Consider the following 22,852-nt stretch of genomic DNA (forward strand, 5'->3'; position numbering starts at 1 on the left):
CTCCTCAAAGATTTCAGTGTCCTGCGGCGGCGGCTTCCCCGCCGCCGGCAGCCGCAGTGGTTTCTCCGCCGGCCTCGCCACCGCCGCTCAGACCACCGACGAGGGCGGCCTTGAGGTCGGTCGCGGCGATCCAGAAGTCGCGGCGGGCGTTGATCGCATCGACATTGCTCAGGATGCGGGTCCGGGCGTCGATGATGAGCTGGGTCACGTCGACGAGCATGCCGCTGTACTGGAGCAGCGCCTCGTCCTGGATCCGCTTCTGCAGCGGCAGGACGCGGTTCTGGTAGTGGCGGGCGAGATCGTATTTGCCGCGGTAGACCACGTAGGCCTCGCGGGCCTCCGAGCGCACGTTGACAGCCCGCTCCGCCAGGCGGTTCGCGGCCGCCATGTAGGCTTCCTGGGCACCGCGACGGGTGGTCTCGCCGAAGTCGAAGATCGGGATCGTGAAGGACGCCTCGATCCCGCGGGTCCGGCTCTTCTCCTTCTCGATCTCGACCTCGCCTTCCTCGTTGATCGTCGTCGATTTGCCGAAGCTTGACCCTTCGACCAGCTCGATGTCGCTGACGACGCTCTGGATCACGTCGAGGCTGTACTGCCCCGCAACCGCGTTGAGGTCGTTGCGCAGCGCCTGCAGGTCCACGCGTCGGGCCAGGGCCTCGCTCTCGACGTCCTTCTGGGTCGCGAGCCGCGACGGCAGCGGCGGCAAGTTGCTGGGCAAGGTGAAGTTGATGTCGCGTCCCCACAGGCCGAGCTGACGGATGAGCCGCTCGCGCTCGACCTTCTGGTCGATCCGTGCCTGCGCGAGCTGGGCGCCGAGCTCCTGGTAGAAGGCATGCTCGCGCGCCTGTTCCAGTTTGTTGAGGGCGCCGGTCTCGCCGAGCTGCTTGGCCAGCTGAGACGCCGTCTCGGCCGTGGCGAGGGCCTGCTGAAGGAAGGCGACTTGCTGGTTGGCCGCGATGGCCCGGTAGTACTGCCGGCGTGCTTCGGCGCCCAAGGTCAGCACGGCCTCGGCCGTGCGGAACTGCTCCGCCCGGAACTCCTGCTGAGCCACGGCAGCGCGTTGCGGCAGGGTTGCAAGCTCGAACAGGCCGATCATCAGCTGCCGCTCGACCTCGAAGGCTCCGCCGCCCAGAAGGCCGCTTCGACCAAGCGACACGGTCGGATTGGGCGGCAGACTGGCCTGCACGTAGGTCGCCTCGGACACGCCCAGGTCATTGAAGGCCGCCTGAAGGCCCCGGTTCTTCAGCAATGCGACCTGGACGGCCGAGTCCGGGGTGAGGGGGCGCCGGAGGAGCCCCTCCACCCGCTGCTGGGCCGCAAGAGCCTCCGCCTCATTCGTGATCTTGGCGACGTCCTTGTTGAGTTCCGTGTACGCGACAGTTCGTGCGACGGAAATGCCTCCGTCCTGCGAGAACCCGACACAGCCCCCAAGGAACAGGGTGAGGGCAACGCCCCCGAGCAGCCCCAGCCGCGGCATCGAACTTGTCGTGCATTCTTGTTCATTCATTGCGTTGTCTTTCCTGCGCGTGCGTTGCCACGCCGCCCCCAGGCGGTCGGTGTATTATCCTGGCTGCCCATTGGTCACCGCCCGCGCCGGGCAGCGTCGTCCGAGTCACCCCGCTCCGGGTTGGCCCCTGGCGCGACACGCCGATTGAGCTCACGCCAGTCCAGAGGCTCGACAACGTCGTAGTTCTGGATACCCGCCGTCACGGGCGAATAACCGGGGTCTCGGATATCAGCAGTGAGGCTGGAAGGTGCTACCAGGTAGGTGGGAGGGGTCGTGGGCACGCAGGCGCCCAGACCGAGTCCAAGGGCGGCGAGTGGTACTAGCTTGATCATTGGGGCCGTCTCCGGACGGACCTCGACAGTGCAGTCGGAATGGGACTTGGTCGGTGACGGCATCGAGGCCGTCGCCCACAGCAGGTCTGACGTTCTGATCGCGACTGGGAGGGACCCGTTTCGAGCTTCAGGGCAGCCGCAGCCCACTCTCATGAGCGGCCGCGACCATTCGTGCGGGCGTCATTCGCCCGCGCCTGGCTCAGACGGTTCGTGGGGGCCTGTCGAGGCCGCCGATGGTGATCTCCTCGACCTGCTCGTCGCAGGCAAGGGCGGTGGAAGCCTCGGATACGGCCGGGGAGTACAGGCTTGGCGCCGCACTGACCTGGAAGGCATGGCATGCGCCCATGCTGCAGCAGATCAGGCCGACGCAGGCTTGCGTGTCAGGATGGCTATCGGCTGAAACGTTCCACGCCGAGGCATCGCAAGATGCCGTCACATCGGCGTGCTCGTGGTCTCCCTCGGAAGCGGCATGCCCATGTACGGTGTCCGCCACCGCGGCATGCCGATGTGCAGCCTGCGCAGCCGCCTGCGGCCCGGAGATCGGAAAGATCGCCATGGTGATCGCAAGCAGCGCAACAATGATGGTGCCCATCAGCCGCAAGGGAGGGAAGCTCCTGTTCGTCGGAACCGGATATGTGTCACGAAAGTCCGGATTCGACAAGCGTGTGCCTGACGAGGTGTGGATCAAAGCCAAGCCAGACGGAACGGCGCTCAGTTGCATAGGAAACCTCGGCTTGGCCACGCTTACTATGGGTCTAATGCTTCCCACCGTGGCAAGGTCAACCGGTTTCGATGGGTAGGTCTTCGTCCAGCCTGCGACAAACTGCAGCCAGGCCTGACGCAACGATTGAGTTCGTTGGTCAAGGAATGGGCGAACCAGGAGATCTTCCCAGAGCTGAGGGCAACCACCGCGTCGTCATTGCGCATGATGAGTCTGTCCGAGACGAGCCGCGCCATGGTACCCATGCCCAACATGCTCATGTGGGAAGAGCTCAACAATGGTTAAGAAGTCGGCACCACCTACCCTAAAGCTCTCAGGCGCTCCCTTTGAGACTGAAGGAGCCCGATGGCTCAACCGGCACAAGCGGCGGGCGGCGGCGGGGCGGCTCAGCCGCGCTGGCATTTCAAGCGATCCGCTTACCACTTTCCTGCAAACGGGGAAGGGGCTGCTCTGGCTCCTTGTCGGAACCTTGCTCTTCGCTGCGGCTTTGGGCGGGATCTTCGCCGTGCGGATGTGATGCACGGCGGCCGAGCCGCTTCACGATTTGGGGATGACAGGGGCAAGCAGCTTGTTCATCCACATTGCATGGTGCCTCTCATGGACCGTTCGCGAGCCGGAGAAGCATGTCCAGGTCGCACCCGAAGTCGTCGAACTCATCGTCGAGCAACCCCTCCGTGGGAGGGGTGATGTGCATGTCGTTTTTGAGCTGGTGGATCTCGCTTCTGGCGTCGCCATAAGGCGGAGCCGGCTGCCGGACAGGAGTGCGCGCCTTGGCGATGGACGCGGTTGGCGGCGACCGGCGTTGCGCGGTGCCGCCGCTCCGCGCAGCGGGGAACCGCGTCAGGGATGTGCCTCGGTGGCCTTCGCGAACGCTAACTCTCTTGCGGCCCGTCGAGGCGTCCTTGGGTGTCGTGACCAGGGCGCCGATGGTGGTTGCAGCGTAAGGCATGGATTTGTCCTTATGTTGGAATGAACATGGTCCTGAGGATCATGAGCGGCGCAATGACAGCCTATGGCTGGCACTCGGCGGGGTTGGGCTGGTCCGGCTTGAATCGCGCCTGATGGCGGCGTGGCGGGCGGGGCGGCTGGCGTGGGCCGTCTGCGTCGGGGCGGATCGGGCCGATGTGGCGCGGTGCCGATCAAGCGTGTCGGGACGGCGGGAGGCAGAGGCAGGGATCCTGCCGTGGGGATCCGACAGCTGATCGAACGTATCGGCGAGCGCCAACAGTTTCTCGCTGATGCGATGATCGTCGGAACCTGAACCGGGATCCAACATGCCCGCGAGCGTCGTCCTGTCGATGCCATCGGCGAATGGATCGGCCGCAGCCGCCTCCAAGACGGCGGCGAGCAGGACCGCGCTGCGCAGAACCGCAGGCGCAGGAGAGCCGTGCAGCAGCGCCGTGGCATCGGGCCGGCGCAGGATCGGCATCGCGACGGGGAGAAGACGGATGCGACCCGGCTGCCTATCGTTCGATTGGCGGCTTGCCGCGTCACTTGTGGCATCGGCAATGTTGTGGCAGCCGCAGGCAAGGAGCCATTGGGGCATTCCGCGGCCGAAGAGTGTTGCCGCTCCGGCTGTCGGCCCCGACATAGCCGTCGTGGGCGCAGCAGTGGCCCTCCTTGCCGCAACCGTTCCCATGAAGGTCGCCCCGAAGGGCAGCACGGGCAGACAGTTGGATCCCGAAAGCAGAAGGGATCCCATGAGGTGCAGCGGGGCGCTCAGGATCACATCATGATCGTTCCGATCCGCTTCGTCGAGCAGCGGCTGCAGACCCGGCAGTGGATCGCTGCACGGGTCGACGCGCTCGACGGTGATGGTGGGAGCACACGGGGGTGCGTGGAGCACGAGTGAACCGCGGTGGACGAACTGGACGAGCGTCGTCGGCCTCTCGACAGTCGCAAGGCCGCGGGCGGTCAGCAGCGCCGCGTGGGATGCGGAGGCGTCATCCGCGAAAAACGCAACGATCATGGTACCTCTCCAGCCCCCTGGTGCGCTGGCCCGCCCTTGTCGGCTGGGTCGGTGTCCGAGCGCGTCTGGTACAGGTACGCTCCTTTTTCGAGCGTTCAGGATTATATCATTGGTATACCTGTAGCGACTACAGGTTTATGCGAACAACATCGCCGCTTGGTTACCAAGAGGTTGCCGCCGGGTTCGAGCGCTACGGGGTCGGCTGCGCCGAAGCACCGCGAAGCCCCTCGCCGGCGGGGTCGGCACCATCGCGGTTGCCGAAGCCGTCGGGACGGCAACAAGCATCGGGGAAGGACGATCCGATGACCGCCAGCGGTCGAGAAACTCACCCAGATGGGGGCGTTCCGCCCTGCCCGCCTCCAGGCAGCTGACAAGACTGTCCATGCTGGCGTTGTGCGCGGCCGCATCGATCCGTCCGGTGAGAAACGCCCAGCGAACGTACAAGGCATACAGGTTCAGGACATCGCCCTCGCAATAGGCCCTGACCTGTTCGATGTCGCCTTGCTCCACCATGGCTTCGACCTCGGAGCCGTGACCGCCGATCTTGCCCGGCAGACCCATCGCGAGGGCCGCCTCGTCCAAGCCCATCCTCACGCTCGCGCCATAGTCGGAGAGCACCTCCATCAGGTCGCAGTGCCAGTCGGGCGCAAAACGCTGGGCGTAGTTGTTCCACCTGTCGCCCCGCTGGGTCCAGGCCTCGGCGGTGATGCCGTGGATCAGCGAACGCAGCTGCAGGACGGCGATGTCGAACGCCCGTCCGTTCCAGGTCACCATCCGCATGTTCCGCTGCGCGAAGTGGCGCCAGAACGCCACGAGGATGCGCCGCTCGTCCCAGTCGGCGCGTCCGCCCGAGCGGCAGCACTCGACGATGTAGCGCTCCCGCTCCGTGCCCTCGTCGCGCTCGATCCTCGCCTCCACGAACGAGATCGCGACGACGCGGTGCCAGATCGGTTTCGGGAACTTGTCGGCGGGCCAGTCCGCGGGAATGAGATCGCGGTCCGAAACGGTTTCGATGTCGAGGCAGATCAGGCGGTCGTGCTGCATCATGGGCTCCATGGGAAAGACGGCAATTGTCAGGGATCGGAAGTGGCTGCCGGTGGCGAAGCGCGGAAAGGTGCAAGTGGCGAGCAGCTCAGACCTCGGCGACGAGCCCGGGGTTGAAGGCGTCGGTGTGCCCGGTGCTGCGGGGGTTGCTCAGGACACGTGTTTTTCCGACCCTATAGTCGGCGGCTGCCGCCACATGTCCGTGGACCCACAGGGCGGGTGCGCCCCAGCTGAGCATGACCGGCTCCAGGTTGGACGCATGGGCCGTGGGCAGCCAGCGCTCCGTCGAGCACCATCCGAGCCAGTCGTCAGGCAGGGAGCGCCGGGATGGTGCGTGATGCGTCAGTACGACGGCCCTGTCGCCTGGCCTGACGCCGGTGATCAGCGATGTCGGGGACGAACGAAATCCGTGTTCCTGGCAGACGATGCTCGCGAGGACATCCTCGACGTAGGCACGTGACCGCGCATGCGCGCCGGCGGCCACGTGGGGCGCCCATGGCCGTTGGTGCGCAAGGACAATGCGCTGGCAGTCCGGCCACGCACCCCGCGCGAAGGCCCGTGCGACGGTGGCCCGGTCGGCGCCATTGAGGCCCCAATCCGTCCACAGCGTTGCGCCGACGACGTGAACGCTGCGTCCGTGTCTGTCGACAAGGCTGGCGGTCTCGTCGGAGAGCAACGTGATGCCGATGCTGCGCGCGAGCTCTCGACCGCGGGCCAGGGTCTCGGCCATCGGGCGCCCGTTCCAGTACTCGTCGTTGCCCGAGACCATGATGATGGGGCGATCTCGGCAACGGCTGCGCAAGTTACGGTCGATCCACCGCAGCGATGCCTCCAGATCCGATGCGATGCCGCCCGCGATCAGAACCGCGTCGCAGTCCGGCAGCTGGTCCGGCAGCGTGAACGGCGGGAGGCGCCCGTCGTCGACGTGCAGGTCGGACATGATCCAGAACCGCATGCCGTGGCTTGGAGCAGCCCTCGGCGGGGCTGGCACCGGCCTGGCAGCCTGTCGTACGCGGGAGGTCCCGTCGCAAGACCTGCGGAGGGGCGCCGTCGGCCTCCCGTGCGCGTTTTTCAAGCTTGGAGGAGTGATCCTTGCCTTCGGCGTGGTTCGACGTGCGTCGTTCATTCTCACGGGTCTCCATCATTGGAGGTTGGGCCACACAAGTCCGGCTAGCTGGCATCAGGGAGGTGAGAGCGTCATTGCGGTGTGCTGGAGCCGACCCTGTCGCGGACCCGCAGGACCGCATCGACCATTCGGCGGAGCCTGCGAACGGAGCCACCCTGCCAACGCCTGCGAAGGAACTCCCTCTCGACGCCGTCCAAGGGCGGGAAGAAGCGCCTGTCGAGCCCCCGCTCGCGGGCGATGTCCTCGACTAGGGCCGGCAGAAGGGCGTCCAGGTGCTCGGGGCCAGGCTCGGGAAAGGACAGGACAGCGCGGAAGCGGTCGAGCAGGGGACCGGGGAGCCGCCAGCTCTCGTTTGCCGTGCAGATGATCGATACCCACGACAGATCGAGGTCTGCCTGGAGACAGGGATCGGGGAAGCGGGCCGCCGTCTCCGGATCCATCGCCTGGAGCATGGCGTCCCAGAGCCGCCCATAATCCGAACGGGTGGGCGCCTTGTCGACCTCGTCGACGAACACGAGGGGATTGGCCTGCCGCCAGCGGGCCACGGCCATGAACGGCCGGCACGGCTCGGTCGAGTGCCAGCGCCGCTCAGTTCCGCCGAAGCTCGCGCCGCCGTCGTTCGACCCGTCCACCCGGAGCACCCCCATGCCGAGGGTCTCGCCGAGGCGCCTGGCGAAGCGGCTTTTGCCCGATCCGGGAGGCCCCTCGATCAAGAGGTTGCCGAGATGCACATAGGCGCGTCCGACGAGCCAGCGCAGCACCTGGTCGATGACGGCCTCGGCCTGCGGGAACTCGCCGAGAAGCCTGTTGCGGACCTCCGCCAAGTTCGGTGTGACGACCAGGGGCAGCGGCGTCCCGATGACGTGCTCGTAGCCCCGCCAAACCTCCTTGCCCCGGCCGTGGCCTGTTTCGCCTGCGGACTGGCAGACAATCACATGGCCCTCTGGAGGCTCGGTGCCCGCCGCCTGAGCGGCCTCAGGCTCCGGAGCAGGAGCTTGCAGACTCCTTTCGCGCTCCCTGCGCTGGGCGGCCGCCTTGCGCTCTGCGACGCGTCGGCGCTCCTCCGCGACCGCGAGGCGTTCGACGGGTCCCACCGCCTGGCGGCCGGCCTTGAGGGCGACGGCCGCAAGGGTTTCGTAGACATAGGTCTCTGGCACCTGCCCCACCGCCATCGCGGACAGCCCTGTGGCCATGACGGCGGCATCCTTCTTGAGCCCATCGAAGGCGGCACCGAGCGCCTGGCGCCACGCCTGAGCCGCATCCGCTCGGACGGCGCCGCTCGCGGGGAAGGCCGCGCCCACCTCTGGATCCCCGACCGTCCCAAGCAGGTCGTCGTAGGGATTGGGGAGTTCCTCATCGTCTCCCGATGCCAGGAGAAGGCTGATCCTCCTCAAGGCTGTTCCGACCTCGTCGAGCCGTCCCGTTTCGCGCCAGACGGCAAGGGCGAGGCGCGCTGCTGTGTCCCGGTCACCGGCCGGCGCCAGGAGCATGAGCAGTGCATCCGCGACCTCCCGCGCCGCAGGCCTGTCGGTGAGGGCAGCGACTTCGTCAAGCATGGCACATGTTGCCGCCAATGGAATCGTTGCAGGCAGGCGCGAAGAGCCACGAGCTGCGTCAAGGCAACGCTGCACAGCCGCGCCCAAGCCTGGGCCGAGGGCATGCGCATCGGTGATCAATTGCTGCGCGGCATCGCCATGGACAGCGCCCCCGTCGAGGGCGGTGCGGAGGACGCGGGGGAACGACCGCAGCAGGATAGCTCGTGCCGTCGCAGGCGGGATACTGGTCATGGATAGTCTCGGAGGCGTTGGCGGAAGGGACGGAACGCAGCGTCATCACGCACCCACCCCATGTGGGGTCGGTCGCAGCGCACCAGGGGATGGCGTCGGCGCCAGCCGAGAGCCGGCCGGAACCATGTCAGCTGCGCTATGAGGGGATCTCCAAGACGAATGCCGGATCAAATTCGCGGTTCTCGGTGCCGTATCCCTTGGGATTGGACACGATCCTTGTCCCGCCGATCCGATAGTCGACGCTCGTGTGCATGTGGCCATGGACCCAGAGCGTCGGCGCCGTCGCGTCGATGAGAGCCTCCAGGCTGGATGCATAGGCAGCGTTCAAAGGGTTCCCGGTGAATCGCGGCGCGACGGACCGTGAGCTCGGGGCATGGTGCGTGATCACCACACGGGACACGAGGTGGTTGGACGCGCGCAGGTCACCGAGCAGCGCCTCCCTGAGGTAGGCCCGTGAAGCGGCATGGAGGGCGGCCGCCTCTTCGGGCCGGAAGCGCAACCATCGCGGCTTGGTCTCCCAAGCGATCCTGCGATGATCGTTCAGGCCGTGGCGCGCGGCCCCCATCGCCAGCGGACGCAGGACATCGCCGTCGAGCCCGTAGTCGGTCCAAAGGGTACATCCGACGAAGGCGACCCGTCCCATCACCACGGCATCGTTTTCCAGAAGATGGACGTCATGCTCGACCGCCGCGATGAGGCCACGGGCCAGTTCCTCGCGCAGCGTCGTTCGATAGAACTCGTGATTGCCCGCCACCATAACCACAGGCATGTGCGGCCGTATCACATCCGCTGCCCACATGACGCTATCCACGAGTCCCTCGCCGATGTCGCCCGCGATCAGGGCGACGTCGGCCTGCGGAATGGCGGCGGGAGTCCATGCCGGGCCGACATCCCGATGCAGGTCGGAAATTATCCAGAGCCTCAAACCATCCTCCATGTCGCATGCTGGACAAGACACACCGGAGCACCGGTCTAGCCGGGCTCGCCCGACTGAGCCCCCGCAGGCACCGGACGGGGCCGCCACTGGCGCCACTGGTTCGAAAGATCCTGGCATCGGGCATGCCGGGGTGATTGGCGCGACAGCCGCGCCAACGCATGGGCCAAGATGAACGGCGCGGCGGCGTCCCGGCGCAAGGCGTGCGCAAGAAGACAGCTCATGATGAAGTCGGCGTAGGTCGTGTCGAGGGCGGCGCGGCGCACGAGCACATCGACCGCGGCTCCGATCACGAGCGCCGAGTGGGCCCGGGCGTGCAGGCGCCGCCCGCCCGCGGCTGCGAGCCTGCTCAGCCCGAGCACCCGTTCGAGTTCATGCCGGCGGCTCGTGCCGATCTGTCCTGGTGCCAGGGTCCGCCAGAACGCGAGAGCCCGCCGCTCTCCAACAACGGCATCGCGCCGCGGGTGATGTGCCCGATGCGACTGCCGTCCGGATCCGGATCGGCTCCGCGACAACGCCTGGTTCTGGCGGGAGGCAGGCAACTTGATAGGGGCTTTTCGGGTGGTGGCTCGGGACATGGCGGCTCCTTCACGTGTCCGGACTACCCTGGAACACGCGCCAATCGGTGGTGAGGGGATGGTTTGCGGCCGGCCGCTAGTGGGTGGACGCCGCGGCACCCTGCGCCGACGTGCCGAGTCGATACAGCCGTGAGTACGTCCGAGCGTAGGTCCGGCCGTCGGTGGCGTAGACCTCGGATGTCGTGACGGCCCGCCCTGACGGGAAATCGGGGTGGTCGTAGGACCGGCCGACGAGCGCCCGGACCATCCTGGGCTCCACGGTCCAGTCATCGAGCAGCGGCGCGGCCGCAAGCTCCTCCGGGGTCGGCCCGAGGCCATCATGGATCGCCTGAAGCGCATCCGCCAGGTCACGGAGCCGCTCCGGGGCACTCCGCCCGTCGCAGGTGACCACGGTCCGGTCGCCCGCGCCGACGTGGGCGGCGAAATGCGCAGGATCGATCCCGGTCGCCGACGGGGCCGCGGCGGCCGCATGCAGGGCGGCAGCAAGCAGCAGTGTGGATCGGAGGACGGACGGCACCGGCCGGCCGGCGATCAACGAGAGGGCCTCCGCGCGGCCCAGGCAAGGGAGGGTGATCGGCAGAACCCGCGCCTCCGGCGGCGCGCCTTGGGCCGGAGTGTGTCCCCCTCCGGCGCTCATGAGGGTGGCACGCATCCCGGCCTGGAAGCTGGCCACGGCGGGGCCGCCACCGGAGCGTCCGCAACCGAGGAGCCAAGCGGGCATTGGGCGCTGCTCGCCTTCGAACCCGCCGGCGTTCGAGGATCCCTCCTCCTCGCCGTGGCCGCCGCGCGCGGTCAGGCACGCGAGCCCCTGCAGCGCCGCCGCGGCGAGGCGCTCATCCAGGGCGGTTGGCCCGACCGGAACGACCGCCAGTGTCGATGAGGGCGGGCGGCAAAAGCCGTCGGCCAGGCAGCGGGCGGGCAGGTCGAGGACGACGGCGCGGCCCTGCTGCCGCGCGGCGGCGATGGCGTCGTCGACCAGGGTGCCTGCGGCACGGGAGCTGATCGCGTGCTCGACGAGTTCGACCGTGTCTGGCATCGTCGTGTGATACCCTAGGCGCGCGTCGCCGGGCCCTGTGATCCGGATCAGTGTGGCGGGCCGCTTGGCGGCGGCTCCCAGGCCGAGGGCCGCGGCCACGGCGGCGTGGGTGCAGACGGAGCGTCCGTCGAGAGCGACAAAGGCAGTGATCATGGCGGAAACACCCTCCAGGAACAGGGGCCGGCACCAAGCGCCGGGCGCCGGGGCAGCACCCGGGGAACGCATGGCGGCAGGATCGACGAAGGAATGGAAGTATACCATTGGTATAAGAATTTTTCAAGCCGATCCTGGCCGGCCGCCGGCGCTCGAAGCGCTGATGGTTAACGGCTTCCCGTCCGACGAGCCGATCCCGGGGGAGCTGTGCCAAGCGGCCAGGTCGATGCTTGGGCTCTCGCAACGACAGCTCGCAAAGGCGGCGGGTGTCTCGAAACTCTACATCAACGATTTCGAGAACGGCTTCCGCAGGATCGCCGCGAAGTCGGTCGCGAAGCTGCGCGCGGCGCTGGAGGCGGGCGGTGCCCGCTTCGTCAAGGCCGGCGGCTGCACTGGCGTCATCATGGAGATGGACCGGCCGGAGTTCGAGCGGCAGTCCCGCTCACCGGAAAGGCGGGAGCGGAGCACAGGAGCGGATGCGGCCGGAGCCGTGACTGAAGCCGGGGACCGGCAGAACATTCCGCCCCCGCGGGGGAGGTCGCGCAAGGCTTCTTCGCCGCCGGCGGCGTGAGCCTGGGCCTGCAGGCCCGGCGTTTCGCGTGCACGGATGAACGGAATCGGGTGCCTTGAGGCGTTTGCACGAACGGCGGCGCAGCCTTGATTCGGTCCGGTAGGCGTTAACCAAGCTGGCCAGGATTGATGCGGCAGCCTCGATTTGCCTCGCGCGTTGTGTATATCAATGGTATAATCACCCGGCGCCTTACCGCGGCCCGGGCCGGTGCGGCGTCGCTGCCGAACGCCGCACCGGCCCCGACGGAGAAAGGAACGTGGATTGAATCCTTGCAGAAGTCGCCCGCAGCATGCCGTTCGCGACCCGCTCCCTAGGCTGCTGAAGGACGCGGAAAGTCAAGCCCCGGCTGTCTGGATCAGATCAAGAATCAAGTATTCAATTCTTTGTCCCGAAGGATAACGCAAGGATAACGGTGCCACTTCTTAAGAATGCTTCCTGGGGCCAGGCAGAACGCCAGTCGACGGGCGACCCCATGAAGTAATGCCCCAACAAACCTGTTGACTCACCTGACCCGGTTCAGGCAGACCATGCCCGGTAACGGCGGGCGGTGGCCACCGCGTGTGGCTTGCCCAGGCCTCTGCCGACGCGAAACTGCCGAACACCGCAAGGAGGTCTGCCCATGTTTGCAAGCCTGCGGCCCTCGGGCCGGCCAAGCGGCCGCGACGACCGGTCACCGGCTCTGTCAGTGGGCCCTGTCCGCCCGGTCAACCACTCATCAACCACGTCGGAGGAAAGATGTTGCTCAGCGGCCGCGCTTAGGCTTAGCTCTGCGGATGTTGCGAAAACCGAAACCGATACCGCTCCCGCCGGGGCGCATTCGCCGGGCCTGAGGGCCGGCCCATCGGTCGTCATGACCGTGGCGTCGGCTCGTCGAGCCGGCCACGGCGGCGCCTCCCCGCCAGGGCGCCTTTCCTTCGTGCCTGTGCCTCCTGAGCCAGGCCGCACCTTCGCAACAGCCCAGCCCTTCCTCCACTGCAACCGGGCCTGTTCCGGCCCCGTCCACCAGATGCCCCGGGCCTCCGTTCCCGGCCGGGGCGTCCAATCCGGGATCCGCCCCCGGACGATCCGCACGGCTTCCCGCGGCCGAGCCGCCTGTTCGGGCAAGGTCGTCCGCGGCCGGGTTTCCGGTGCGGGACCGGCAATGGCAGCCGCCTGAGCCTGACCCAAAACAGAAAGCGCGCGGCCATCCGTGGCCACGCGCTTCTGAAACTGCAGGACCTCCAAGGGTCGGGCCGGTGTGTTTTCCAGGCGCCCCGTACCGTCCCTGCCAAGGTCCACCGCAAGGAGTTCGACTTCCCAGCCCGATGACGGCTGCCGGGAGAAGGTCGGCCTGCGCCTTCGGAGGCGCAGCGTCTTTCTGACAGCTCCAGCGGCAAAGTGCAAGAGCGGGCGCTCCGAACGCCCGTGCCATCCCGCGCGACCATGCGCACCGCAAAGGAGCCTGACCATGGCCAGACATCCCATGGCAACAACACCCGTGAACGACGGGCACGTCGAATTCCTTGGCCTGAGCTACGGCGGGGCTGGGCTCGACCGCCTGCGCCACGAGATCGGCGACGAGCTCACCGAGGTGGAGGTCACCTACGACCCGGACGACCTCCGCGTCATCGTCGTGCGGCACCGCCCCACCGGCTATGTCGGACGGCTGCGCTGCACCGATCAGATCTATGCCGCCATGACCACCGTCGCCGTGCAGACCGCGCTGATGCGGGGCGCGAAGTTCAAGGCCCTCGCGCAAGAGCTCGGGCAGGGTGGCGGGCGGGCGGCGCCACGGCCGGATCCAAGTCCGGGGCTGCCCGTCAAACCAGACGCTGGTCACCCGCTCTGACCGGCCTGGGGGTCTCCCGGCCCCTGTAGGCCGCCAGGTCGTCCCGCCCTGCTCATCCGATGGATCATCCCATGCGCTTCAACCTGATCACCACCACGCGCCCGAAGCTGCACGCCAAGAAGCTGAAGAGGTTCGTCGCCGCCCTCGGCTATGACCTGCCGCTTTTCGCCTGCCTGGACCTCGTCGCCGAGATGCTCGGCTATCGTGACTACCGTGAGCTCCACGCATGCGTCGGCTCCGCTCCGCCGTCACCCGGCGATGCCTTCGTCGACGATGCCACCGTGACAGCCCGCCGCCGCCAGCACATCGCCGTTCTCGTGGATGCCGGTCTCGATGCCGGGCATGCCGCGGCGGCGGTCGACGCCATAGGACCGACCGACTACGGGGAGGCGCCTCCCGCCGAAGATGCCGACGATGGCAAGATGTCCGCATTCGAGCGCGAATGGGGCCTGTGCGGAGCACAGAAGTCCGTCATCGTCGAAATCCGAAAGGCGAGGCGCTCCCGCCCGGGCTGACCAACCGCCCGGCACCGACGCCGGAGGCGCTCCTCCACTCAACCTCACCCTCTCCAATGGCCGCGTCGACCCGGTCGCGCGCGGCATCAAGGACCCCCGCGATGCGCATGACGCCCGCCCAATCCATTCTTGCGGCCCGCGCCGCCAACCGCGAGCAGACCCCGTTGACGCTGCCCGCGTTCCCGAAGCCTGCGGCCGCGACGCCAGACTTGGACTACGCCGGAGACCTGGCGGCATACTTCCGCGCCAGGCTCGCCAGTCCGGTCCCCGAGCCGCTGACGCCCGATGACCCCGAACCGGTCGCGCGGGACTGGCCTGCCTCCGGAGGACCGGCCGAGCCGCTCCCGGGTGTGCGGATCACCCACCGCCATCCTGCCCTCACTTTCGGGCTTGAGGCCATCCCGGAGATGGCCATCGGGCGCTCGCCCCGCAGCTCCCAGCGCGGCCGCCGGAGCCGGTTCCACAGCCTCAAGACGAAGCGCACCCTGCGGGCGGCATCGAGCTTGGAGCATGACAATTTCCTGCATCATGAACTCGACCCCGCGGTCCTGATGTTCGTCGAGCAGCCGATCCGTCTCCGGTATGTCGACGGGAGCGGCACGGTGCGCGTCCACCGGCCGGACTGCCTCGTCGTGCGGCCCGACTGGGTGTTCGAGGAGGTCAAGCCGGAGAAGGACGCCGCCCGCGAGGAGAACGAGGCCCGCTGGCCCTTGATCGGCGCGGCGCTGAACAGCCTCGGCTACTCCTTCAGGGTGGTGACCGAGCGGCACCTGCACCGGAAGCCGCGCTGGCCCAACCTCGGCCTGATCTGGCGTCATCGTCTTGCGCCGGCGCCCCCGGCCGACGTGCGCGAGGCGCTCGCGTCGGCCCTGCGCGGCACCAGCTCCATGACGCTCGCGGAGATCCTCGCGCGCTTCCCGGCGCTGGACGTCAAGCACGTCTTCACGCTCTGCCGCCGCGGCCTCCTGGCCGTCGACCTCGACGGCCCGCCGCTCGGGCCCGCCACCCCGGTGCGCCTGGGGCGCGGGCTGATGACCTGGCTCGGTCCGGTCGACGGGGAGGAATGACATGGCCCGCCACAGCTTTGCCGTCGGCGTCCACATTTACATCGGCCGGACGCGGTACCGGATGGTGACGTCCTTCCCCAAGGAGGGCGTGGAGCACTGGGAGCTCAAGAACACGAAGAACAGTGTCCGGGAGGACCGCCCGCGCGCCGAGCTCGACCGCCTCTATGACGAAGGGGAGCTGCGCTTCGACGGCGACCGGGACGAGGACACCGAGGACAAGCGCCGGGAGCGCCGCCGCAAGCATGGGGTGCCGCTCAGCGACATGCCTGCCAGGAAGCAGACGCGCGTCGCCTACCGCAAGGCCGTGATCCGCGCGGTCGACGAACGCACCGCCCCGGGCTCGAAGACGGCGAACGTGATCGTCAACGGCGTGGCCACCGAAGCCACGGTGCTCCAGACGCTTCTGGACGAGCTCGGCCGCACACTTGGGCTGCAGCACCTCGGGAAGGAGCAAACCATCGACCAGTCCACGTACTACCGGTGGTGCAAGAAGTATGACGCCTACGAGGATCACCGCGACCTCGCTGGCGACTATGACAAGCGCGGCAACCGCAATCAGCTGCACCCCTTGGTGACGAAGATCATGAAGGAGGAGATGGCGGCCGAGATCGAGGCGGCGCGGCACCGGAACCAGCCGGGCATGAAGGCGCGCCCTGTGATGGCCAACATCATGGGCAACGTCCTGAAGCGGATCAAGGCCGAGCGTCTCCGGCACCCGGGCGAGACCCTGCGCCTGCCCGGGAAGAGCACGTTCTACATTCACTGGGACAAGTTCGACGCCCGCCTGCGCGACATCGCCAAGTACGGCGCCGTGCGGGCGCGTCAGATGCACCGTTTCCCGCGGCCGAGCGTGGAGCCGGAGCACGCCCTTGATGTTGTGCAGTTCGACGAGACGAGGCTGCCGATCTTCGTGATCGACGAGATCCTGGGCATCCCGCTCGGACGTCCCTGGCTGGCCTGGCTGGTCGATGTGTACACCGGCGCGGTCATCGGGGTGTACCTGGGCTTCGAGCCGCCAAGCGACCTGGTGATCGGCAGCACGCTCCGGCACGCCGCCTCGATGAAGAGCTATGTGGCGAAGGAGTACCCGGGCCTTCCCCTGTGGCGCTATTCCGGGCTCCCGCGGCACCTCATCTTCGACAACAGCCTCCAGGCCCACGGCGAGACCATCAAGACCATCACCGGCAACCTGGACATCCCGTACGACTTCACCCCGGCGCGCATGCCGTGGACCAAGTCGGAGGTCGAGGGCGCCTTCCAGGTCGCCAACACGCAGTGGCTGCAGGAGATGAGCGGCTTCGTGCTCGATCCGAGGAACCAGATCGACCGCAAGGACTACGACCCCACCCGGAACGCCGTCATGGGCTTCCGGCACCTGTTCTACATCCTGCATTGCTGGCTCCTGGAGGTTTACCACCAGAAGCCGACACCGGGGACGCGCCTCTCGCCCGACCAGCGCTGGACCGCCGGCACCGCCCAGGTCGACCCGGAGTTTCCCGAGCACGGGACGGATCTCGACCTCATGTTCGGCATCGTGCGCGAGGGAAAGCTCCTCGATCATCGCGGCGTCATCTACGAGAACATCCGCTACTACTCCGAGGACCTCGACCTCGCGCGGACCCGGAACGGCCACTCCCACAAGGTCAGGATCAAGGTGAACCCGCTCAACCTCGGCAAAATCCATGTCTGGGATCGGAAGATGAACATGTGGATCCCCGCGACGGCCAGGGAAATGGGCTATGGCGATTACGCGGAGGGCCTCGAACTCCACTGCCACAAGCTCTATCTGCGGCACGCCGAGCGCCTGTCTGGACGGAACTCGCTGGAGGAGCTGGTCGAGTCGCGCCTTCATCTGCAGGAGCTGATCGCGCATGCCCTGCCCGACGCGTTGAGCATCCGGGCGAACACCCTGATCGCCCGCGCGATGGGCGTCGGCTCGCAGCACGTCATCGCGAACCTCGACGCGAGCGGGAACCTGCCGCGGCTGACGGGTCCGTTCGCCGGCCAGCCGCTCAACCCGCTTCTGCCTCCGCCGCGACCGGCCGTCGCGCCGCCCGTCAAGCAGATCAGCGGCCCCGCGCCGGCAGCCACGGCACCGGCCTCGGAGGCCCCGGAGGCTGCCCCCGCCCGGCCGCGGCGCCCCATCCCCACCTTCAAGACCAACCGCTCCATTGGCCGGGGCTGAGCCCGGCACCGACCGCACCCATGAAAGGTTCCCCCATGAATGCAGCTGTCCCTTTCCCGACCCCGTCCAATCCGTGGGCTGTCATGCAAAGCGTCTTCGTCGAGCACCCCCTGTTCGACGACATCATGGCCGAGGTCGAGGACGTTCTAAGCCTCCACGGCTCCGCCGCCGAGGTTCCGTGCGTGATGATCAGCGGGGTCACCGGCATTGGCAAGTCGACCCTGTTCAAGAAGCTGGTCGAAAGACACCCCGTGACCAAGGACGGCCGCCGGACGGTGCTGGCCTCCAGCGAGGAGTTGACCGTCGACGATGTGCCGCTCCTGGCCCTGGAGATGCCGTCGCGGCCGCGGGTGATGCCGGTGGCGAAGGCGATGCTCAAGGCCCTTGGCGACCCGCTCTGGAACAAGGGCAAGCGGGAGGACCTGGAGGACCGCGTCGACCTGTTCCTGAGGGCCTGCGGCACCAAGGGAGTGCTGATCGACGAGGCGCAGCGCGCCGTCGACCGCAACGGCGCGCTGACCGCGGCGGACCTGATCGACTGGATCAAGTCGCGTCACGGCAACACCGGCATCAGCTTCATCTTCCTCGGCCTTCCCCGGATGCGGTACTTGGTGGAGCAGGATGGGCAGTTCGACCGACGCTGGGACAACGACATCCCGATGCCGCCCTATGACTGGGGCCCGGACATCCCGCCACAGGACACCCTGGACGAGGAGGACGAGGAGAACAAGGAACCGGAGAGCCGGCTCTTCTTCTATGGCCTGCTTGCGGCCTTCCAGCGCGAGAGCCCTGTCCCCTTCGCGGCGGAGATCGACGTCGGGGACTACACCACCGCGAAGCGCTTCTACTACGCCAGCCGCGGCGTGATCGGCCGGCTCAAGAAGCTGCTGGCCATGGCGATGCGCGTCATTATGCGCGAGAAGAAGGACACGCAGATCACGCTCGCGGTGCTGGAAAAGGCTTTCGACCGTGCCTTCCGCAAGGACAAGGCGATTGAGCGGCTCGTCAACCCCTTCGGCAGGGCATGGAAGGGCGAGCTCCCGCCGCCCCTGCCCCAGGACGATGTGCCCGTGCCAAGGGCCCGTCCCCAGCCGCGGGGCGGACAGGCGCCGAACCGGGGAGGGCGGGGCCGCAAGGCCGAGCGCAATCTGGCCGTCGTGGCCGCCCTGACGAAGAGGAGCTGAGCCCGGATGATGTCTCCCCACACCCATGCGGGCGGATGCCTGGTGGTCCGGACCGCCCCGGATCCGGACGAGGGACTGCATCAGTACTTGTCCCGCCTGGCGGCGCTGAACGGCTACCGCGACCCACGCTGGCTCCTCCGCGGCGCCGGCTTGCCGCGGACGTTTCTCACGACGCCATGCGATCTGGCGCGCGTGGCGGCCATGCTCGACGGGGCGGTGGACGCCGACGCGCTGGCCGCGTCGGCCTACTGGCCCCTGCCCGGCGCCCCGGATCGTCTCCGCTTCGGCGGCGTGCCATCCGGCGTGAGCCCGCGGGCCCTGGCGCTGGCGCGGGGCAAGGTGTGCCCGGCCTGCCGCGGGGACGGGCGGCCGGCCCATCGGACTTGGGACCTCTTCGGGATCGCTGTCTGCCTGCGCCATGGTTGCCTGCTGCGGGATGCCTGCGCCTCCTGCGGCGCCGCGTTCCCGCTGCTGGGCCCCGGCCTCCCGGGCTGGCGCACACGGTGCCTCCGGTGCGGCGGACCGGCGCTTGCGGAGCCTGCCCCGGCGCCGGCGCCGGCCGCAGCCCTCGCCGGCTGGCTCGATGCCCTGGCTCGGGGCGGGAACCCGCCTGGCCATGCGGTCCCCCTGCGCGGTCTGGACGCAGCGGTGCACCTGGTCCGCTTCTTCGGAGCGAAGGACATGGAAGCCGGCGGGCGCAGGTGGCGGTCCGGCTACATCGCCAAGCCGCGCGTGGATGAGATGCTCGCCGTGATCGAGCGTGCCGCGGCGGTTCTCCTCGACTGGCCGGACGGGTTCATCGACTACCTCGAACGACACCGGCGCGCCCCGGATACGCAGGTCGGCCTTGCGGCGGAGTTCGGCTCCCTGCTGGTTCGCCTGCGCTCCGCCCTGGACGAGCCGCGCTTCGAGGCCGTCCTGGACCTCGCCCGGCGGCACGTCGCCCGGACCATTCCCGGCCCGACGGTGAAGCCGTGGTCGTTCTTCAGCGCCAGGCCGGATCATGGCGGGCCGGCCGAAGCCCCGACCGTGAGCGGCGTGGCCGCGGCCCGGGCGCTCGGCGTCAGCGTCGCGTCGGTCGCACGGATGATCGCAGCGGGAGAACTCAAGGGGGAAAGCCGCCGCATGGGCCGGCGCCAGGCCCATCTCGTCGACGCCGCGGCGTTGGCGGCCATGGCGGCGCAGCGGTCCCGATCCCTGTCGGCGGCCCAGGCCGCATCCGAGCTGGGTCTGACGCCGTATCAGGTCGAGCGCCTTCGGTCGGCCGGTCTCCTGCACGGCACGCGTGGCCTGGGGATGCCGGCCCACGAGCATCGGTTCGCCCCTGCCGACCTCACCGCCTTTGTGGACCGGCTCCACCGGGCCATCCAGGCTGACCGCGCGGCGCCGCCCCGCACCCACGCGGTCAGCCTGTCGGAGGTGGCGGGCATGCGCGCGTTCAGCCTCGTGGAGGTCGTCAGGCGGATCATCTCCGGGATCCTGCCCGTGTTCGCGGCGCCTGACGGCCTCTCCGGATCGCGCGGGCGCCTGGGCCGGCTCATGGTCTCGCGCTCCCGCCTGCTCGGGCAGCGGGCCGACCCGGCCGGCGGAATCAGCCTCGACGTCCGGCGGGCCGCGAAGGGGCTCGGCGTGTCGGTGCGCATGATCCCGGTGCTGGTCCGGGCCGGCTGCCTCGGCGCTGGCAGCCGCGGCGCGGACACGCTGGCCAGGCGCAGCGTCAGCGCGACGTCCGTCGCCGGGTTCCGGCGTGGCTTCGTGATGGCCCGCACCTTGGCGGCCCGCCACCGGACCAGCACCCGCATGGTCGTGAAGGGGTTGGCCGCCGCGGGCGTCGCGCCGGTCGTGGCATCGGATCCGCGCAAGGGGATCTCCGCGGTCTGGCGCCGCGACGATGTCGACGCGGTCGACCTCGGGCGGGTGCTCCGGCGCATGGGCGGGGACGCCTCATGACGGCGCTGGCGAGGGGGATCACGGGCCCGGGGCATTCCAGGGCGCCGTCCGCCTCCGGGGCGGTCCTGCCTGACGTCCCGGCGAACCCGTCGGCAGGCAGGCTCGTTGTGCGCTCGCCTCCCCTGCCGCAGGAAGGCTTTCTGGAGTGGCTGCTTCGCCTCTCCGCCCGCAACGTCCTTCCCGGGCCACACGCCATCCTCAAGGCCGCCGGGCTCGGCGGCGGCCTTCGGGACCACGACCGGGACAAGGTCGTTGCGAGGGTCGCCGCCCTGACCGGCGCGCCGCCGGAAGCGGTGTCGGTCCGGCTCGCCGGACGCCGGGGCGGTCCCCGGGAGGGCCTCTTCATCATCCCCGGCCATCCGGACCTGCGTCGACGCATGCTGCGCTTTCATCGGCCTGCGGTCTGTCTAGCCTGCCTTGAGGAGAATGGTGGCGTCGTGCCCGCCGCGTGGAGCCTGATCGCCTGGGTGGCTTGCCCGCGTCACGGATGCCGGATGGTCCGGACGTGCACGGCCTGCTCCACTCCGCTGTCGTGGAGCAGGCCCGCGGCCGGCCGCTGCGGCGCTCCAGGTTGTGGAAGGACCCTGTCTCGCGACGCGCCCGATCCTGCGCCCCTCCCGGTCGTCGATCTCGTGCGCCTGATCGCCAAGGCGGCGGGCGTGCCGGACGTGCCGCCTTCATCGCTGGAGCCGGTGTTCGGGAGCCTGCCGCTCAAGCACCTCCTGATGACGATCTCGGCCTTGGATGCCCCTCTGCCGGACACGCCGGACAAGAAGATTTGGACATCGCGGCGGACGGGCGAGGACGCGGCCCATGCGGCAGCCGAGCTGCTGTGGGACTGGCCGAGGCGGTTCCACGCCCACCTGCACCGCATCCGCGACCCGGACGCGGCGGGGCGGCATGTGAGCCTCCAGAAGGAGTTTCCCGAATTCTTTCGGCGGGTGTCGCTCTCATCGTTCCTCCCGGACGATGCACGGAAAATCCTGCTGCATGAGGCGATGGCGTTCCTTGACGAGCATTGGACCGGCGACCCGGCGAAGTCGCAGCGTCTGTCGCGCCGGGTCGGATCGTTGTCCACCTCGAAATGGATCAGCCGCGGCCAGGCTGCCCGCCGCCTCCGGGTGAATTCGCCGGCCATCGTCGACCTGGTCAGCAAAGGGCGTCTCAAGGGCGAGAGCCGGGTCGCCGGGGCCAGCACCCGCCTGTGCATCGACCGGGCCGACCTGGAGCGGTTCGTGGTCGAGGAGAATCGGCATGTCGGCCGCGCGGCGTTCAAGGCCACGAACGGCCTTTTGACCAAGCAGCAAGTTGCGCGGCGGCTCGGCGTCGACCTGCCCCAGGTCGTCCGCCTGGCCGAGTCAGGTCATCTTGAGCAGCGGGATCGCTATCCGGACGTGTATTACACTGGGGCTTCGGCCGACCGGCTGGTCGCGATGTTCGAGTGTGCGGCGGCCTCGGCCATGCCCGATCCCGGGCAATCCGCGAGTCGCCGGCGCGTAGTCAGCGAGCGTGGGCTTCGCCAGGGACGGCTATCCATCGATATCGTAAAGCTGGTTGAGGCCGTCGCGTCCGGCCTGGCCGCACCGGCGCAGGTGGATCAGGCGAAATCCGGCCTGCGCCGCTACTCGTTCGATGCGGACGAGATGAAGGCTCTGGCCCGGACCCTGAGCGGCGACACGACCCTCGACGTCGTTGCGGCGCAGAAGGCCCTCGGCGGGTGCGGGACGAAGGATGTGCCACGCCTCATCGCGGCGGGGCTCCTTGCGGACCTTCGGTCCGGTGGCGGGACCTGTGGTGGCCAGGGCGTGCGCAGGCGGGTGACGCGCGAGAGCGTTGAGAGCCTTCGCCGCGAGGTGGCGCCATCCTCCGTGCTGGCGCGCGAACATGGTGTGGCGGCGAACGGGTTCGACCAGCTCATGACGCGGCTGGGGCTCAAGCCTGTGCTCCCGCGAGCCGGAGAGAACACCCGGTCGTTCTGGCGCCGAGCGGAGGTCGCGGCGGCCCTCGCCGGTCGGGAAGCGCGAAACGCTTCGCAGGAATTGCGGGAAAGTGCTGGCGGATTCGCAGGAATTGGTGGTCGAAATTCGCATCCCTGCGTGGAAAGGAAATCGTAAGCGATTGATTCCGCTTAATGTCGATTCGCACTTATTGCGTGACTGCCCACCATGAACTTTGTGAAAGGCGGAGCAGTCGAAAGCTGCTCCGCCTTTTTCGTTTGTGCCAAAGTGTCTCAGCAAAGATTTCGCTTTTGATTTCAACGCGAATGCCGCTACGGAAGGATTCCCTTAACCGATCTGTTGGACAGTATCGTTAAGGCAAGGCAGGACAGGGTAAGGCTCGACGCCTATGATTGATCTTCGGCGGA

At 68.3% G+C, this 22,852-nt stretch carries 19 protein-coding genes; 8 read left to right on the forward strand and 11 right to left on the reverse strand.

Annotation, left to right across the window (positions count from 1 at the left end):
• Nucleotides 1–13 precede the first annotated feature (13 nt).
• The 11 genes from JKL45_RS08815 to JKL45_RS08865 all read right to left on the reverse strand — a co-directional run bounded on the left by JKL45_RS08815 (nt 14) and on the right by JKL45_RS08865 (nt 11,187).
• Nucleotides 14–1,507: a TolC family protein gene (locus tag JKL45_RS08815; protein ID WP_201860744.1), complete on the reverse strand. Its 1,494-nt coding sequence runs from the start codon at nt 1,505–1,507 to the stop codon at nt 14–16.
• A gap of 74 nt (nt 1,508–1,581) precedes the next feature.
• Nucleotides 1,582–1,839 carry a hypothetical protein gene (locus tag JKL45_RS08820; RefSeq protein WP_201860745.1) on the reverse strand — a complete coding sequence of 86 codons (258 nt, stop codon included), beginning with the start codon at nt 1,837–1,839 and terminating at the stop codon, nt 1,582–1,584.
• Nucleotides 1,840–2,038: 199 nt separating this feature from the next.
• Entirely contained in the window at nt 2,039–2,440 is a 402-nt protein-coding gene (locus JKL45_RS08825; RefSeq protein ID WP_201860746.1) for a hypothetical protein, read from the reverse strand.
• A 715-nt stretch (nt 2,441–3,155) separates the two neighbouring features.
• Nucleotides 3,156–3,509, reverse strand: a complete 354-nt coding sequence (locus tag JKL45_RS08830; RefSeq protein WP_201860747.1) for a hypothetical protein — start codon at nt 3,507–3,509, stop codon at nt 3,156–3,158.
• A gap of 39 nt (nt 3,510–3,548) precedes the next feature.
• On the reverse strand, nt 3,549–4,529 hold the full coding sequence (locus JKL45_RS08835; RefSeq protein WP_201860748.1) for a hypothetical protein: 981 nt from the start codon (nt 4,527–4,529) through the stop codon (nt 3,549–3,551).
• 135 nt (nt 4,530–4,664) lie between these two features.
• Nucleotides 4,665–5,576, reverse strand: coding sequence for a 3'-5' exonuclease (locus JKL45_RS08840; protein WP_246498408.1), 912 nt, complete (start codon nt 5,574–5,576; stop codon nt 4,665–4,667).
• Nucleotides 5,577–5,661: 85 nt separating this feature from the next.
• On the reverse strand, nt 5,662–6,564 hold the full coding sequence (locus JKL45_RS08845; protein ID WP_201860750.1) for a metallophosphoesterase family protein: 903 nt from the start codon (nt 6,562–6,564) through the stop codon (nt 5,662–5,664).
• A 206-nt stretch (nt 6,565–6,770) separates the two neighbouring features.
• Nucleotides 6,771–8,486, reverse strand: coding sequence for an AAA family ATPase (locus tag JKL45_RS29870; protein WP_246498409.1), 1,716 nt, complete (start codon nt 8,484–8,486; stop codon nt 6,771–6,773).
• Nucleotides 8,487–8,622: 136 nt separating this feature from the next.
• Nucleotides 8,623–9,411 carry a metallophosphoesterase gene (locus JKL45_RS08855; RefSeq protein WP_201860751.1) on the reverse strand — a complete coding sequence of 263 codons (789 nt, stop codon included), beginning with the start codon at nt 9,409–9,411 and terminating at the stop codon, nt 8,623–8,625.
• Between the two features lie 47 nt (nt 9,412–9,458).
• The gene (locus JKL45_RS08860; RefSeq protein ID WP_201860752.1) at nt 9,459–9,998 is read right to left on the reverse strand and encodes a hypothetical protein; all 540 of its coding nucleotides are present in this window, start codon (nt 9,996–9,998) and stop codon (nt 9,459–9,461) included.
• A 76-nt stretch (nt 9,999–10,074) separates the two neighbouring features.
• Nucleotides 10,075–11,187, reverse strand: a complete 1,113-nt coding sequence (locus JKL45_RS08865) for a DUF6634 family protein (protein WP_201860753.1) — start codon at nt 11,185–11,187, stop codon at nt 10,075–10,077.
• A gap of 70 nt (nt 11,188–11,257) precedes the next feature.
• Between JKL45_RS08865 and JKL45_RS08870 the strand changes: the two genes are divergently transcribed.
• The 8 genes from JKL45_RS08870 to JKL45_RS08905 all read left to right on the forward strand — a co-directional run bounded on the left by JKL45_RS08870 (nt 11,258) and on the right by JKL45_RS08905 (nt 22,601).
• Complete coding sequence (locus JKL45_RS08870; protein ID WP_246498411.1) at nt 11,258–11,758, forward strand: helix-turn-helix domain-containing protein; 501 nt, start codon at nt 11,258–11,260, stop codon at nt 11,756–11,758.
• 1,447 nt (nt 11,759–13,205) lie between these two features.
• Nucleotides 13,206–13,586, forward strand: coding sequence for a Mu transposase C-terminal domain-containing protein (locus JKL45_RS08875; protein ID WP_201860754.1), 381 nt, complete (start codon nt 13,206–13,208; stop codon nt 13,584–13,586).
• A gap of 71 nt (nt 13,587–13,657) precedes the next feature.
• Nucleotides 13,658–14,101: a hypothetical protein gene (locus JKL45_RS08880; protein WP_201860755.1), complete on the forward strand. Its 444-nt coding sequence runs from the start codon at nt 13,658–13,660 to the stop codon at nt 14,099–14,101.
• A 101-nt stretch (nt 14,102–14,202) separates the two neighbouring features.
• On the forward strand, nt 14,203–15,168 hold the full coding sequence (locus JKL45_RS08885; RefSeq protein WP_201860756.1) for a TnsA endonuclease N-terminal domain-containing protein: 966 nt from the start codon (nt 14,203–14,205) through the stop codon (nt 15,166–15,168).
• 1 nt (nt 15,169) lies between these two features.
• Nucleotides 15,170–17,353: a TnsB C-terminal domain-containing protein gene (locus JKL45_RS08890; protein WP_201860757.1), complete on the forward strand. Its 2,184-nt coding sequence runs from the start codon at nt 15,170–15,172 to the stop codon at nt 17,351–17,353.
• Nucleotides 17,354–17,388: 35 nt separating this feature from the next.
• A complete protein-coding gene (locus tag JKL45_RS08895; protein ID WP_201860758.1) occupies nt 17,389–18,537 on the forward strand; it encodes a TniB family NTP-binding protein in 1,149 nt (382 codons plus the stop codon).
• A gap of 6 nt (nt 18,538–18,543) precedes the next feature.
• The gene (locus JKL45_RS08900; RefSeq protein WP_201860759.1) at nt 18,544–20,487 is read left to right on the forward strand and encodes a TniQ family protein; all 1,944 of its coding nucleotides are present in this window, start codon (nt 18,544–18,546) and stop codon (nt 20,485–20,487) included.
• Nucleotides 20,484–22,601, forward strand: coding sequence for a TniQ family protein (locus tag JKL45_RS08905; RefSeq protein ID WP_201860760.1), 2,118 nt, complete (start codon nt 20,484–20,486; stop codon nt 22,599–22,601). The genes JKL45_RS08900 and JKL45_RS08905 overlap by 4 nt, the downstream gene beginning before the upstream one ends.
• Nucleotides 22,602–22,852 lie beyond the last annotated feature (251 nt).

This window comes from Microvirga soli, from assembly GCF_016734765.1.
GTDB lineage: Bacteria > Pseudomonadota > Alphaproteobacteria > Rhizobiales > Beijerinckiaceae > Microvirga > Microvirga soli.